The sequence below is a fragment of the Kutzneria sp. 744 genome (genome assembly GCF_000568255.1).
Lineage (GTDB): Bacteria > Actinomycetota > Actinomycetes > Mycobacteriales > Pseudonocardiaceae > Kutzneria.
The window spans coordinates 5,414,823-5,429,837 of sequence record NZ_KK037166.1 but is presented as its reverse complement, the minus strand read 5'-3'; the positions used below and the strand labels follow the sequence as shown (position 1 = coordinate 5,429,837).

The window sequence follows — 15,015 nt, the reverse complement described above, 5'->3', positions numbered from 1 at the left end:
ACGCGCTGGCGGGGACGGCAAAGCCGTTCGGGGTGGGGTGCACGTCGGCGTGCAGCTCGGACAGGGCCTGGTCGAGTTCCTCGTCAGTCCACAGCATCGGATCCTCCTTGGCTGGTTCGCAGTGACTTCCGTACCCGGTGCAGGCGCGAGCGCACGGTGCCGACCGGGATGCCCAGGGCGTCGGCCACCTCGGTGGAGTCCAGGCCGGCCCACGAGGTGAGCAGCAGCACGTCCAGGTCGGGGCCGGCCAGCTTGGCCAGCGCCGCCGCCAGCGCACGGACCCGGGCGTCGGCGTCGACGCGGTCGGCGACCATGCCGTCGTGGCTGGCCCCGGGCCGGTCACGGGCGGCCAGCCGGGCCGTCGCCTGGTAGCGGCGGCGCTCCTGGCGCAGGTGCCGGCGCAGCAGATTGGTGGCGATGCCGTACAGCCACGGCCGGACCGGAGCCCGGCTCGGGTCGTAGCGGGACAGGCTGGTCATCGCCACCAGGAACGTCTCGGCGACCAGGTCGTCCGCGGTCTCCGGGCCCATGCGGCGCGCGAGGTAGCGCAGCAACGCCGGCGCGTGCTCGTCGTAGAGCTGGGCGATCACGTCGGCCGGCGCGGGATCCGACTGTTCGTGTTCGCCCGTGTCGTCTTTCGACATCGTGGTCACATGTCCAGTTGCCCGGAGCGGCCGGCCGCGTTCACGGCTGGGAGACTGAGGGAATGTCGCATTCCCCGTTGGTGCACGTCCTCGGCCCGGCCACCCGCGCCTATGAGCAGCCGACCGGTGGCTGGTTCCTGAACAACGCCGGCTGGGTCGTCGGCGGCGAGCGCACGCTCCTGGTCGACACCCTGGCCACGGAGGCCCGCACGGCCGCGCTGCTGGAGGCCGTCCACGCGGACACCGGGCGCCCGGGCCACAAGATCCTGGCGGCGATCACCCACTGGCACGGCGACCACGCCCACGGGGCCAACCAGGTCGTCGCCGCCGGCGGCCGGATCGTCACCACTGCGCACACGGCGCAGATGATCGAGGCCGGGCCGCACCTGTTCGAGCAGGTCTTCGCCTACGACGGCTGGGGCGACGTCACCCCACCGAAGATCAACACCATGGTCTCCGAGCCGGCACACGTGAGCCTCGGCGAGGTCAGCGTCGACATCCTGCCGGTGTCGTGGGTCGCGCACACCGGGGGCGACCTCGTCGTGCACGTGCCGTCCGACGGCGTGCTGTTCACCGGCGACCTGGTGTTCGTCGGCGTGGTGCCGCTGGTGATGGCCGGCACCGCCGCCGGCTGGGTCCAGGCCCTCGACTGGCTGGGCACGCTGGAGCACCAGCACCTCGTGCCCGGCCACGGCCCCATCCAGGGTGCCGACTCGACGGCCATCGCCGAGCTGCGGGAGTACCTGAGCTGGCTGCTCGACGTGACCGCCGTGGACTCCCCGGACTTCGCTGCCCTGGACGTCCAGGCGCGGGAGCGCTGGGGGACGTGGTCGGAGGGCGAACGGCACGCCGTCAACCTGCTCAAGACTCACGCCGACCAGCATGGGACCCAGATCGACGTCGTCGCACTGGCGACGGCCATGGTCAAGCAGGCGGGCGGCCCGATCAAGCTCGACATCTGAGGTTGTGCACAGTGATCCACAGTTGTGCACAACCTCTGTGCACAACCCTGTGGACAACTGTGCGCAGAGGCCTCCGGTACCGTTTTCGCGCCGGTGACCGACCGTAGTTTCCGTCGCCGCCGACCCGCCCCTGAACGCCGGGAAGGGGGCTTTCCCGCACTCGGAGTGTAGGAAAGCCCCCTTCCCGGCTTCACTGAGCGTTACTGGTGTGAGGCCAGTAGCTGTGCACAGCGGATCAGGCCCAGGTGTGAATAAGCCTGGGGATGGTTGCCCAGAGAGCGCTCCGCGATGGGGTCGTACTCCTCGGGCAGCAGACCCGTCGGACCGGCGCAGTCGACGAGCTGCGCGAACAGCTCCTCGGCCTCGGTGCGCCGCCCCGAGAGCAGGTACGCCTCGATCATCCACGCCGCGCAGAGGTGGAAACCGCCCTCGTCGCCCGGCAGGCCGTCGTCCCGGTGGTAGCGGTAGACGGTGGAGCCGGAGCGCAGCTCGGCCTCGATCGCCGTGACCGTCGACTGGAAGCGCTCGTCGGTCGGGTCGATCAGGCCGGTCAGGCCGACGTGCAGGGAGGCGGCGTCGAGGTCGGTGCCGTCGTACGCCGTGGTGAAGGCGCCGACCTCCTCGTTCCAGCCGTTCTTCAGCACGTCGGTGGCGATGGCATCGCGCAGCGCCGGCCAGGACGGGTCGAGCTCGCGTTGCGCGAAGCCAAAGGCTCCACGCCTATTTGAAGGATGGCCCGCGGCATTGGTTCCTACTGTCTGTGCAATTGTTCGCCATGACTAATGCCGCCCAGCGACTTAACTCGGTCGACTCGGTTTAAGTCCTGAAGCAGTACATTTGGGCCGGGGAAGAAGAGAGTTGTAGAGAAACCATGGTGCTTATTCGCGAATGTGGCTCTTACGCTTATGCTTGCCTCCGGAATGGACAACAGGGATATTTGGCGTAAGACGCCGAGTATCGCGGCATCACCTGGGCCATGGCCTGCACCATGCGCCAGTCATCGTCGGTAATCTTGCCGCGGGCTTCGGTCAGCTTGGCCACGAGGTCGACCACCGGGCCGAACACGTCCAGCTGGACCTGCTGGTTGGCCAGGTTGCCGACCCGCACCGGACGCGAACCGGCGTAGCCGGGCAGCGTGTCGATGACGGCCTCTGGACCGAGCGTGGTGCCGTGCAGCGTGTACAGCGGGTGCAGTCGCTCCGGGCCGGGCAGCGTGGCCAGCACGCGGTGCACCCAGCCCAGGTAGGACTCGGCCTCGCTGGTGGAACCCAGCGACACCAGGGCCTGCGCGGTCAGCGCGGCGTCACGCAGCCAGCAGTAGCGGTAGTCCCAGTTGCGGACACCGCCGATCTCCTCGGGCAGCGACGTGGTGGCCGCGGCCATGATCGAGCCGGTCTCGGAGTGCACCAGCCCGCGCAGCGTGAGCGCCGAGCGGACGACGAGCTCCTTCTCCACCGGCGGCACCGCGAGCGTCTCCACCCACTCCGACCAGTAGCGGCCGCTGCGGCCGCGCCGCTCCGACTCGCTGACCGGGTTGGCCGACAGGTCGTCGGTGCCGCAGCGCAGTTCCAGCACGACCGGGGAGTCGGGGCCGGGCGAGACGATGGCGGTCGCCGTCTCGTGCTGGCCGTCCGAACTGATCTCCCAGGTCACGCCGGGCGAGCGCAGCACGATCGGATCGCTGGTGCCGACCACCCGCAGGCCGTCGTCCTCGGCGATCAGCGCGACCGGCACCTGCCCGAACTCGGGACGCGGCGCGAACTCGATCCTCGCCGTGGTCGCCCCGGAGATGACCCGGGTCAGGTCGGTCCGGTGCGGCGCGCTGTAGTGGTCCAGGTAGTCGGTGACCAGCAGCCGCGACCAGCGCGTCTCCACGGTCATCGTGTTCGGCAGGTAGCGCTGGCCCAGTGGCAGGCCGTTGCGCTCCGGCTTGATCGAGAACACGCCCGCGCCCGGGCCGCCGAGCAGGTCGGCGAACACCGCGGCCGAGTCCGGCTCCGGGTGGCACAGCCAGGTGATCTTGGCGTCCGGCGTCACCAGCGCCACCGAGCGCTCGTTGGCCAGCATCGACAGGCGCTCGATCGGGGGCGCCTGCTCGCCGTACAGCCAGGTGCGGCGCTCCTCAAGGAGGAACGCGAGCACGGTGGCCACGGCGACCGTGTCGGTGATCTTGTAGCCGGCCAGGGTCTCGCCGTCGCCGACGTGGATGCCCAGGTCGGGCCCGGTGAGCCGGGCGAAGGCCTTCTCATCGGTGACGTCGTCGCCGATGAACACGGCGGCGGTCGCGCCGACCTGGTGGCGCAACACGTCGAGGGCGTGGCCCTTGTCGGTCTGCACCACGGCCAGCTCGATCACCGCTTTGCCCTCGGTGACCTGCACGCCGTCCCAGGCGGCCGGGCCGGAGCGGACGGCGTCCAGCACCCGCGCGCCGATGTCGGCGGCGGCGCGGCGGACGTGCACCGCGATGCTGGCCGGCTTGGTCTCGAGGTGCACGCCCTCGGCGTCGGCGACGAGGTCGTCCAGGGTCTGTTCGATGCGCCGGTGCAGCGCCTTGGCGTCCGCGTCGAGCGCGTGCACGAAGCCCACGTCGAACTCGGAGCCGTGGCTGCCGACCAGGTGCACTTCACCGGGCAGGCGGGACAGTGTCGCAAGGTCGCGAAGGGCGCGACCACTGATCACCGCCGCCGTGGTCTCGTGGAGTCCGGCCAGCGAACGCAGCGCGCCGACCGACTCGGTGGACGGGCGGGCTTGCTCGGGGTCGGACACGATCGGGGCGAGCGTTCCGTCGTAGTCGCACGCGACGAGCAATCGCGGCGTTCGTGCCAACTGCACGAGCGCGCGACGGAGCTCCGCGGGGAGGGCCTCGGCGGTCACGCGCCTCCTCCTCAGGCTTTCGGGGGATTTTCGGGGTATTCAGCTGTGGGCCACACTGGTACTGAATTGAATCAGTTCGGCGACGCGGATCCGAGAGCCTCGAGGAACGACCGCGCCCAGCGGTCGACGTCATGGGTCAGGACCTGACGGCGCAGTGCGCGCATCCTACGGCGGCCCTCGGCCGGATCCACGGTGAGGGCGGCGTACAACGAGTTCTTCACCCCGTCCAGGTCGTGCGGGTTGACGAGGAACGCGCTGGTGAGCTCCGAGGCCGCGCCGGCGAACTCGCTGAGGACCAGTGCCCCGCCGAGGTCGTATCGGCAGGCCACGTACTCCTTGCAGACCAAATTCATACCATCTCGGACAGGCGTCACGATCATCACGTCCGCGGCGCTCATGAACGCGCACAGTTCCCGCCTGTCCACCGATTGGTGAAGATAGTGCACGGCGGGGTGACCGACCCGGGCGAACTCGCCATTGATTCGTCCCACCACCTGTTCGATCTCGCCGCGCATCTGTTTGTAGTGCTCGACGCGTTCCCGGCTGGGCGTGGCCAGCTGCACCATCACCGTGTCCTCGGCGGTGATGCGCTCCTCGGCCAGCAGCTCATGCAGGGCGTGCAGCCGCACGTCGATGCCCTTGGTGTAGTCGAGCCGGTCGACGCCGAGCATGATCCGCTTGGGATTGCCCAGCTCCTCCCGGATCTGCTTGGCCCGGGCCTGGGTCTCCCGGCTGCGGGCGATCGCGTCCAGCCCGGCGGCGTCGATGGAGATCGGGAACGCTCCCACCCGCACCGTGCGGTCACCCACCTGGACGACACCCGGACGGGTCCGCACGCCGACCGCGCCGCGGCTGGGCTCCAGCCCGACCAGCCGGCGGGCCAGCCACAGGAAGTTCTGCGCGCCGCCGGGCCGGTGGAAGCCCACCAGGTCGGCGCCCAGCAGGCCGCGGATGATCTCCGTCCGCCAGGGCAGCTGCATGAACAGCTCCACCGGCGGGAACGGGATGTGCAGGAAGAAGCCGATCCGCAGGTCGGGCCGCTGCTCCCGGAGCAGCTGCGGGACCAGTTGCAGCTGGTAGTCCTGCACCCACACGGTCGCGCCCTTGGCGGCGATGGAGGCGCAGGCGTCGGCGAACCGGCGGTTGACCTTGACGTAGCTCTCCCACCAGGACCGGTCGAACACCGGCGGCGCCACCACGTCGTGGTAGAGCGGCCACAGCGTGCCGTTGGAGAAGCCCTCGTAGTAGTCGCGGACCTCGGCCGCCGACAGGCCGACCGGGTGCAGCCGCAGGCCCTCCTCCTCGAACGCCTCCACCTCCGCGTCGGCGACGCCGGGCCAGCCGACCCAGGCGCCGCTGCGCGAACGCAGGAACGGTTCGAGCGCGGTGACCAGGCCACCGGGGCTGTGTTTCCACCGCTGGGTGCCGTCCTCCATGCGTTCCAGGTCGACCGGAAGCCGGTTGGCCACGACGATGAAATCCGAGCCATTGGTGCTCAACGGGGTGACGCCTCCTCGACAGGTGCTCGCGGCGCTGCGCCTCCCGAGGCTAACCAGCTTCGGCGTAAGGCGCGTCCTGCCGACGGGGCTACCCCCGAGTGGCGACCGTCACCCGGGCCCAATCTTCGACCCGGCAATGGTATGCGGGATCGAACTAGTGAAAGGACCATTACTGGCGTTCGGTGCGTGGAATGCCCCCTTCCACACGGTGGCAGGGGTGGGGGAGATCGGGATTGGTTCGGTCAGTTGGGGGTGCGGAGGCGGCGTTCCAGGCGGCCGAGGCGGGTTCGGACCGGGTGGGCCAGGAATTCGCCGAGCACCATGCCGGCGGCCAGCGCGAGGCCGATGCCCATGGCCAGCACCAAAGTGGACAGGCCGGCCACATCGCCCTGCACGGTGAGTTGGTACAGGCCGCGATATGTGGTGAGGCCGGGCAACAGCGGCGTGAGGCCGGAAATGCCCACGACCAGCGGCGGAACCCGCAGCCGGCGGGACAGGAGCTGGCCGCAGAAGCCGATCAGCACCGCCGCCAGCGCGGAACCGGTCAGGACGTCGGCGCCGGCGGCCTGCAGCGTGCTGTAAGCCCCGACACCCATGGCGCTGGAGACGCCGGCGACGAGCAGCGCCCGCGGCTGGCCGTAGCTGGCGAGGGCGAAGAACACCGCCGCGGCGGCGCCGGTGACGATCTGGATGGGCACCGTGCCGAAGCTCAGCGGCGAGACCGGCGCGAGCGTGGACCCGATCCCGAAGCGCACGCCGATGCGCAGCGCGAAGGCGACGCCCGTGATCAGGCCGACCGACATCAACAGCGTCTCCATCGTGCGGCCGGACGCGGTGACGTTGTAGCCGTTGATCGCGTCCTGCACCGAGCTGACCACCGACAGCCCGGACAGCAGCACCACGATGCCGGCCGCGACCACCAGCGACAGCTGATTGGGCGGCACCAGGCCCGTGGCCGTCGCGACCAGCGCCCCGGCCGCCCCGAGCGCGCCGCCGGCCACCTGCTGGAAGAAGAACGGCAGGTTGTACCGGTTGAGGATGCGGCCGACCCGGTCCACCACCGCCGTCACCACGGCCGCGACCAGCGCCATCATCGGGCCGCCGCCCAGCAGCAGGGCCACCGAGGCGGCCATCGCCGCCCACGCCGTCGTCGCCAGCCAGCGCGGATACGGGTGCTTGGCCGTGCTGATCGCGTCCAGCTCGGCCGAGGCATCCTCGGCCGTCGCCCGGCCCGCGATCACCCGCCGCAGCAACGCCTCCAGAGCCGCCAGCCGCGTGTAGTCCAGGCCCCGCGAGCGCACCACCCGCATCGACGTCACCGGCGACGCCGCCGTGCCGCGATGGCAGCAGACGGAGATCGAGATGAACGTCACATCCACCTCGCACCGCGGCAGCCCGTACGCCGACGTCACCTGCACCAGCGTCGACGCCACATCCGCAGCCGCCGCCCCGCTGGCCAGCTGCACCTCGCCGATGCGCAGCGCCAGATCCAACACCAGGTTCACGGTCGCGTCCGACGGCAGCTCAGGGCCCACTTCCGCCGGCCCGGCCGTCGTCGCCGGCACCGCCAGCCGACGCCGTCGCCACAAGCTCGCCCGCATGCCCGGGGTGTGCCGCACTGCCCGTTCCTCCTCGATCGTCCGTACGCAGGATCGGTCCCATTCACCCAACCGTTGCAAGGGCGGCGACGTGGTCTCCGACACGCTCCGCCGAGTTACCCCGATCGGCGGACCCCGACCACCCACCGTGCCCGCCGCTTCTGCCCAGGTCAGCGCGGGTACGCACCACCCGGGCGGCTGAGGCGACCTCCAGAAGGAGGAACCCGGTTCTACCCTGAGCAGACCAGAAGACGCAGGTGATGCCAGCGTGAGGCATTTACCATTACCCCCGGCTGTCACACGGTCATGCCGGCGTAGCTCAATTGGCAGAGCACTCGCCTTGTAAGCGAGGGGTTGCGGGTTCAAGTCCCGCCGCCGGCTCCACTGTGACCAGCGGGAACGTCTGTGACCTGGTCCAACGTTGTACGTGCATAACACGGTTCGTGACGCGAAGCGGCCTGGGGAGGCGGCGGTGACGCGGTCAGGAGCGCAGGGGAAGCGAGCCCGAGGGAGCATCGACGTGCTCCCCAGCGGTGCCCTGCGGGTCCAGGTCTACGCCGGCGTCGACGCCGTCACCAAGAAGCGTCTCGACTTGGAGAAGGTCATCCCGGCCGAGCCGAACGCCGAGAAGGAGGCCGACGATGCGCGCATCAAATTCCTCGTGCAGATCGCTGCTAAGCGTCAAACGCGAACAAACGCAACCGTGACTCAACTGCTTGAGCGCTACATTGAGGAGTGGGATTCGGCCTCGTCGACAAGGAGTCACGCTAGGGGCTACGTTCGCAAACACATCGGACGCTTCTTGGGGGATACCAAGGTAGGCGGTCTGGAACCAGGTGGCATCGAGTCGTTCTACGCAGAATGTCGCCGCTGTCGCGATCACTGTGGGCGAAAGCCGTATATCCAACACAGGGTTGACAAAGAATATCAGTGTGATTCGAGATGTCGGCCCCATAAATGTAAAGTGTTGGCATCATCGACGATCCGCCACACGCACTCGTTGCTCTCTGGTGCTTACGAAGCTGCTGTCCGACGGCCCTGGGTTAGTGTGAACCCGCTTGAGAGTGCGAGACCTCCAGCTGCGAAAAAGTCCAACCCCAGCCGCCGACGCCGGAAGAAGCGGCGCAGATTATCAATTCGGCTTGGAAGGATCCCGACTGGGGTACGCTACTTTGGACTAAAACCGCCACTGAGCCTTTTCATCCTGCGGCGAGCTCGTGGTCCTGCAGAACGTGGATGGCCTTGGCCAGTCGGCCGGCGCGGTGGGGCTGCACCGTAGCTTGCGGAGCACGCGCCAGGTCTTGAGTTGAGCGTTGGCCCGTTCGCCGGGTCCGCGTAGGCGGGCGTGGGCGCGGTTGGCCTCCTTGCGGGATTCGGGTTTGTTGCGGCCTTTGTGCGGGGTGCGGATTTGTTGGCCGGTCTGGTCGTAGCCGTGGTAGCCCTTGTCGCCCAAGGCGATCAGGCCGGCGTCACGCAGCGCGGCCAGCATGTTCCAGATCCGGGCAGCGGTGGTGTCATGCGTACTGCCCGGCAGTTGGCCCGACACCCACAGGATCGTGCCGTCCGGCGAGGCGATGACCTGCAGATTCACTCCGTGCCTGCGGTGCTTGCCTGAATAGAATGGCCGATCGACCGCGATGCGGTCGATCGGGATCAGCGTGCCGTCGATGATCACGTAGGCCATGCCCTGCCGCTTGGCCTTGCGCAGTGCCGCACGCAGCTTCGGGGCGTGCTCGGCGAGCAACTCGATAGTTTCGTTGACGTATCGCCAACACGTGGCGGTCGACACCGCGAACCCGGCGCCGATCTCGGCGAACGGCTCGCCCTTGCGGAGGTACACCAGCACCAACAGGGCCTGCTGCCCCGGGTTGAGCGCGCGCCACACCGAACCCAACTGCTTGCGGTGGGTGCGAATGAGGTCGGACACGAAGGGCAGGGTTTGATGTGACAACGGCAGCGCGGCACGGTAGAACAGCATCTGAAGCCCTTGCGTAGGATATGGATCTTGGTCGATCACCGTCCTACCAAGGGCTTCGTCTCGTTTCGGGGACCGACACGCCGACGGTCAACCGATCTCTGACCTGCAACCCTTACCTGGCAGCACATCCAGACCAGGATGAAAATGGTTCACTGGTGTTCGACGCGGTGAAGTATGCGCTCTTCGATGGACGGATATTGATCTTAGTGTAGAGCGACCGCTCGCGTGGGTTCGGCGCGGCATCGGTCTTGACGAGGACGACAACTGGGCTGAGGCCGACACAAAGAGCGATCGGCAGCGCCGGATCGTACTAGACGCGGACACGCGACAGTTGCTCATCGAACATCGAGACAGGTGTGAGGATCGGGCGGCATCTTTGGGGCTCGAACTCGCGAAAGATGCATTCGTTTTCTCCTCGGCGTCAGACGCAAGCACGTTCCGCACCCCTGGTTCCCCGTGAGCCAGGCGGCCACATCGGTCGAGAGCGTTCGACTGCTTCGACGCCCGAGGTTCGGCCGGTTCGAGTCGATTCGGCGGTGTTGGCGGATTCTTCGACACAACGACATCGGGTCGTGATCGACTCCCGGCAGGATCCGATGCGGTCGGACCGACCGTGCCGGCCAAGTCAGGAGACGAAATGCCCCTGTACCGCACGATTCTGCTGGCGGCGATCATGATGCTCGGCGCCGCCCTGCCGGCCGCCGCGGCCGACACCGAATCACTGTCGCTCGCGCACGCCACCACCGTCGGCATTCACAACACCTACGACAAGGCCGCCTACACCTATCTCTCGCAGGCCCTGGACGCCGGCGCGGCGATGATCGAGCTCGACACCTGGGTGAACGTGGTCACGCACAAGTGGAACGTCAGCCACGGCAACCCGCTGGCCAGTGACAACAACTGCGTGCAGGCCAGCACCGTGTCCGACCTCTATACCGGGAACCGCAGCCAGAACCTGGACAGCTGCCTGGACGACATCCGGATCTGGCTGGCCGCGCACCCCGGGCACGGTCCGGTGATGGTCAAGCTGGAGATGAAGAACGGGTTCGACAACAGCATCGGCCTGGGACCGGCCGCGCTCGACAGCTATGTCAAAGCCAGCCTGGGTGGCGCGGCGTTCCGGCCGGCGGACCTGCTCGGCGGCTACCCGGATCTGGACACGGCGGTGAAGGCGGGCGCCTGGCCGAGTCGGGACTCCTTGGCGGGCAAGGTGATCGTGGAGGCGATCCCGGGCACGTTCGAGGAGAAGAACCCGTTCGACCACCTGTGGACCGACGTCGAGTACGCCGAGCACCTCAGGGACCTCGCCGCGGCTGGGAACATCGGCAGCGCCGAGATCTTCCCGGCGGTGCTCGGCGCGACCGCCGGCGACCCGCGAACCCGGTACTCCGACACCACGATCCGCCCGTGGTTCGTGGTGTTCGACGGCGACGCAGCCACGTACGTGAACGGAATCGACACGTCCTGGTACGACACGAATCACTACTTGCTGGTGATGACGGACGCGCAGGGTGTGTCGCCGGCCATCGACGACACCGCGCCGACGGTCGTCCAGGCGCAGGCTCGGGTGGCGCAGTTGGCGGCGGCCCACGCGAGCGTCGTGTCCACGGACTGGCGCGGCCTGAACACGGTCCTGCCGGAGGTGTTGCCTCGCGGCTCCGAATGAGCGCCTGACGGGGTCGCCGGCTACGCCGGCGGCCCCGTGCCAGTGGTGTCACATGCCGGCAGAGGCCGCGTATGTCAACGCGGCAGGGCCCAGAGTTGTCCGGCGGCGCGCTGGCAGTCGTCGATCTCCAGTCGCGTCTTGGCGGCGGTGCTGCCACCCGGGTCGGTGAGGCAACGACCCGATTGAGGATTGACCAGCTGTCCGTCCGATGTGGACTTCCATTGCTGCGATCCGCTGCCGTTGCACACGTAGAGCTGCACGTTGGTGCCGTTGGCGGTGCCGCCCTGCGTGACGTCGAGGCACTTGGTGAGGGCCTGCAAGGTGCCGTCGGGCACCACGTTCCAGGTCTGGGCGTTCGTGCCGTTGCACGGGTAGAGCTGGACGGCGGTTCCGTTGGCATTGCTGGCGTTGGCGACGTCGGTGCAGTTGCCGGCGAGCGCCGGGGTGATGGGACCGCTGGGTTCGGTCGGCAGGGGCGTGGCCGCGCCGTCGTAGGAGGGCGGCGCCGAGGACGGGGCCGATGCCCACGAGGTGTTGGCCGAGGTGCCGAGGGTGTAGCCGAGCGTGCCGCCGGTGGTGATCGCCGACGCCGGCAGATACGCGTTGGTCCAGGCGGAACCGTTCAGCGTCAGCGACTGCACGTACGGGGCGTTGTCGGCGGCCTGCGGCGCGTTGATCGTCAACGTGTTGCCGCTGGGCAGGCTGATCGTGGCCGTGGTGAACAGTGGGCTGCCGAGTGCGAGGTCGGCGGTGCCGGGAGTCTCGGGGTACAGCCCCAGCGCCGACCACACGTACCAGGCGCTCATCGCGCCGAGGTCGTCGTTGCCGGCGAGGCCGCCGGGGGAGTTGGTCCAGATCTGGTCCTGGATCTGCCGGACGACCTGTTGGGTGCGGTAGGGCTGCCCGATGTAGTCGTACTCCCAGGGCAGTTCGAAGCTCGGTTCGTTGCCCATGTTGGACTGGAGGCCGGCGAGGCTGAGCAGGCCGGTGTAGCCGGTGAGCACGCCGTCGAGGTACTTGGCCATCGCGGCGTTGCCGCCCTTGGCGGCGGCCAGCCCGGCGATGTTGAACGGCACCATGCCGGTGTAGATCAGCGAGTCGCCTTCGGCGAAGTCGTTGCTGTTGGTGCCCCCGCTGATCGGCGCGGCGAGGAAGCCGGTCATCCAGCGGCCGTTGGAGTGCCGCGGCTGGATGTAGCCGCTGCTGGGGTTGAAGATGTTGCGCCAGTTCTGGGCGCGGTCGCGGAACTTGGCGCTGTCGGCGGTGTCGCCGAGCGCTGAGGCGTAGGCGGACAACGCGAAGTCGGCGGTGTCGTACTCCAGTTGCGAGGAGACGCCGGCGTAGTAGTGGCAGCAGCCGTAAGGGCTGTCGGTGGGCAGGTAGCCGAAACTGTCCAGGTATGCGCCGCCGGGCCGGGCGTTGTTGGTGGTCGTCGCCTGGTGCACCATGGCGGCCAGCGCCGCGGACGTGTCGAAGTCACGGGCGCCGAAGGCGTAGTAGTCGGCCAGCACGGCGTCGGCCGGGTCGCCGACCATGATGTAGGTCTCGGCGTTGTTCATGGCCCACTTGGGCAGCGTGCCGCCCTGGCGGTAGTCGTCGACCATGGACTGCGCCATGTCGCTGGCGGTGTCCGGCGCGATCAGCGCCGACAGCTGGGCCTGGGTGCGGTAGATGTCCCAACCGGAGTAGTTGGCGTAGTGGGCGTGGCCGGCCGGGGTGGTGTGCACGGCGTTGTCGAAGCCGAGGTACTGGCCGTTGGTGTCGCTGAACACGTTGGGGTGCAACAGTGAGTGGTACAGGGCGGTGTAGAAGATGTGCTGCTGGTCGGCGGTGCCGCCGGCGACCCTGATTCGGCTCAGTCGTGCGTTCCACGCCTGGTACGCCGATGTTCGCGTGCCGTCGAAGTCCCATCCCGGTATCTCGGCGTCCACATTGGACTTCGCGTTGGCGACGGAGACGTAGGAGATGCCGACGCGGGCCTGGACGACCTGACTGCCGGTGGTGTCGAAGGTGACGTACTCGCCGCCGCCGTAGTTGCCGGTCGCGGTGAACGGATGGTCGAAGGTGGCGCTGAAGTACAGGGTGAACGGGGTGGCCGCCTCGCAGAAGCCGACGCTGGTCACCGAGCCGGTGATCGTGTTGTCGCCGACGATGGCGACGGTGCTGGCGGCGACCGGGCTCGGGTTGTCGGCGACCTTGACGATCATGTTGGCCTGGGCGCCGGTCGGATAGGTGAAGCGGCCGATGCCGGCGCGGGTGGTGGTGGTGAGCTCGGCCCGGATGCCGGAGCCGAGGCCGACGGAGTAGTAGCCGGGGGCGGAGCTCTCCTTGGCGTGGCTGAAGGAGGCGGTGGCCGAGCCGGGGCTGCTGATGGCCCCTGTTGTCGGCAGGAACGGCACGTCGTCGGCAGCGTCGCAGCCGGGACCGGAGATGTGGGTGAGGCTGAAGCCGCGGGTGGTCGTGTCGTTGTGCTCGTAGCCGCCGCCCTTGGGGCGTGACGAGGTGTCCGGGCTCCACTGCATCATGCCGAACGGCGTGTCCGCGTGCGCTACCGGCACGACGAACGCGGTGGTCAGCAACACCGCGGTGAGGCGGCAGGTCCAGCCGGACATGGTCATGCCGGCAGTCCAGCATCGAACGCCCGTCGAAACGACCGGTGAATAGATGAATTCATTTCACGGTTATCGCTGTGTCGAGGCCCGGTCGCCTGGCGTGCCGGACGACGTTCGACAGGAGGAGGGCGCCGGCCCACGACCCTAGGTCCACTCGCTCGACGCGGACGAGATCATGCTGGCCTGTCATGACTCAGCCAGCGCCCAGGCCCTGCCGTTGGCGTCTGACCATGGACACGAGGGTGGACCAGTCGGCATCGTCAGCCGTCCAGCGTCAACGACACCCGACCCGCCTTGGCGTCGAGGCACGATGCATCGCCTAACAGCAGGCGCTGATGGCGGCGTCTACGAACGCGTCCGCGTCGGTCGGAATCCAGCGCTGCTCCCATCAGGCCCCGTCGTCCCTGCCGGCTCAGAACCCGGCAGCGGTGGCGGTCTGACCGAACTTCCAGTCGGCCGGGAAGACGTTGTCACGGATCACCGTTCGACCGCGGGTGTCGGTTACCTGGAAGCTGAGGGCTTGACCGGTGAGCTTCCTGCCCGATTGCCAGTTCATGCCCCAGTTTCGGGTCATCGGCAGCCAGTCGGTGCCGGTGCCCTTGATCCATACGGCCTTGGTGCTCCACCCTGAGTTCGAGTCGACGAGCACCAGGTTGAAGTCGGGATTGCGGGCCCGGGCGTGGTGGGGGAGACCAGCTTCGGATTGACGTCCGCGGCATGCGATCGCTGGCCAGTATTCGCTCGACGAGTTCCAGCTCCGCTGGTTCGACCACTGGCTGCACGACCAGGACACAGGATTCATGGACGAGCCGTCGGTCAAGATCTTCGTGATGGGGACGAACACGTGGCGCGACGAGAACGAGTGGCCGCTCGCGCGCGCCGTCGAGACGCCGTGGTTCCTCGGCGCGGACGGCGGCCTCAGCCGCAGAACACCCAGGCGGAAGAGGCGCACGACTCCTACGTCTACGACCCGAACGACCCGGTGCCGTCGGGTCAGGGTTCGACCAATTGGCCGTCTTCCGTGGAATTTTGCCGCTGTGATCCGCCGAGCCATCGACATATTCGATATCGAATATGTCGATGGGCGTGGTCCGGTTTTCGGTGGCCGTAAGTGACGGTTGACACATTCGACACGCCTGCTTAATCTCGCTCCAACGCGAACCGGTTCGACCACCGGAACGC

General features: G+C 68.2%; 8 protein-coding genes, 1 tRNA gene and 3 pseudogenes. 4 read left to right on the top strand and 8 right to left on the bottom strand.

Going from position 1 to position 15,015, the window contains the following annotated elements:
• Positions 1-83: 83 nt before the first annotated feature.
• Positions 84-644 carry an RNA polymerase sigma factor gene (locus KUTG_RS24280; RefSeq protein WP_043730474.1) on the bottom strand — a complete coding sequence of 187 codons (561 nt, stop codon included), beginning with the start codon at positions 642-644 and terminating at the stop codon, positions 84-86.
• A gap of 62 nt (positions 645-706) precedes the next feature.
• On the opposite strand from KUTG_RS24280, the gene KUTG_RS24275 reads away from it, so the two are divergent.
• Positions 707-1,606: an MBL fold metallo-hydrolase gene (locus KUTG_RS24275; protein WP_043719838.1), complete on the top strand. Its 900-nt coding sequence runs from the start codon at positions 707-709 to the stop codon at positions 1,604-1,606.
• Positions 1,607-1,806: 200 nt separating this feature from the next.
• Here the strand turns inward: KUTG_RS24275 and KUTG_RS24270 are convergent.
• The 4 genes and pseudogenes from KUTG_RS24270 to KUTG_RS24255 all read right to left on the bottom strand — a co-directional run.
• Positions 1,807-2,301: pseudogene (locus KUTG_RS24270) on the bottom strand (glycoside hydrolase family 15 protein); the annotation flags it as partial.
• 270 nt (positions 2,302-2,571) lie between these two features.
• Positions 2,572-4,480, bottom strand: a pseudogene (gene otsB, locus KUTG_RS24265) (trehalose-phosphatase); the annotation flags it as partial.
• A 71-nt stretch (positions 4,481-4,551) separates the two neighbouring features.
• A complete protein-coding gene (locus KUTG_RS24260; RefSeq protein WP_043719834.1) occupies positions 4,552-5,979 on the bottom strand; it encodes an alpha,alpha-trehalose-phosphate synthase (UDP-forming) in 1,428 nt (475 codons plus the stop codon).
• 242 nt (positions 5,980-6,221) lie between these two features.
• On the bottom strand, positions 6,222-7,580 hold the full coding sequence (locus KUTG_RS24255; RefSeq protein ID WP_052395350.1) for a threonine/serine exporter family protein: 1,359 nt from the start codon (positions 7,578-7,580) through the stop codon (positions 6,222-6,224).
• Between the two features lie 305 nt (positions 7,581-7,885).
• Between KUTG_RS24255 and KUTG_RS24250 the strand changes: the two genes are divergently transcribed.
• A tRNA-Thr gene (locus KUTG_RS24250) sits at positions 7,886-7,961 on the top strand.
• Between the two features lie 815 nt (positions 7,962-8,776).
• On the opposite strand, the pseudogene KUTG_RS24240 reads toward KUTG_RS24250, so the two are convergent.
• Positions 8,777-9,555 (bottom strand): annotated as a pseudogene (locus KUTG_RS24240) (transposase family protein).
• A gap of 637 nt (positions 9,556-10,192) precedes the next feature.
• On the opposite strand from KUTG_RS24240, the gene KUTG_RS24235 reads away from it, so the two are divergent.
• Positions 10,193-11,221, top strand: coding sequence for a phosphatidylinositol-specific phospholipase C domain-containing protein (locus tag KUTG_RS24235; protein WP_043719830.1), 1,029 nt, complete (start codon positions 10,193-10,195; stop codon positions 11,219-11,221).
• A 74-nt stretch (positions 11,222-11,295) separates the two neighbouring features.
• Here KUTG_RS24235 and KUTG_RS24230 read toward each other — a convergent pair whose 3' ends face one another.
• Together KUTG_RS24230 and KUTG_RS24225 are read right to left on the bottom strand one after the other, a co-directional pair.
• Positions 11,296-13,839: a lectin gene (locus tag KUTG_RS24230; protein ID WP_052395348.1), complete on the bottom strand. Its 2,544-nt coding sequence runs from the start codon at positions 13,837-13,839 to the stop codon at positions 11,296-11,298.
• Between the two features lie 406 nt (positions 13,840-14,245).
• The gene (locus KUTG_RS24225; protein ID WP_084579740.1) at positions 14,246-14,653 is read right to left on the bottom strand and encodes an expansin C-terminal domain-related protein; all 408 of its coding nucleotides are present in this window, start codon (positions 14,651-14,653) and stop codon (positions 14,246-14,248) included.
• Between KUTG_RS24225 and KUTG_RS66405 the strand changes: the two genes are divergently transcribed.
• Positions 14,634-14,948 (top strand): CocE/NonD family hydrolase C-terminal non-catalytic domain-containing protein, encoded by a 315-nt coding sequence (locus KUTG_RS66405; protein ID WP_084579738.1) that lies wholly within the window; start codon positions 14,634-14,636, stop codon positions 14,946-14,948. The two genes, KUTG_RS24225 and KUTG_RS66405, sit on opposite strands and share 20 nt — an antisense overlap.
• Positions 14,949-15,015 lie beyond the last annotated feature (67 nt).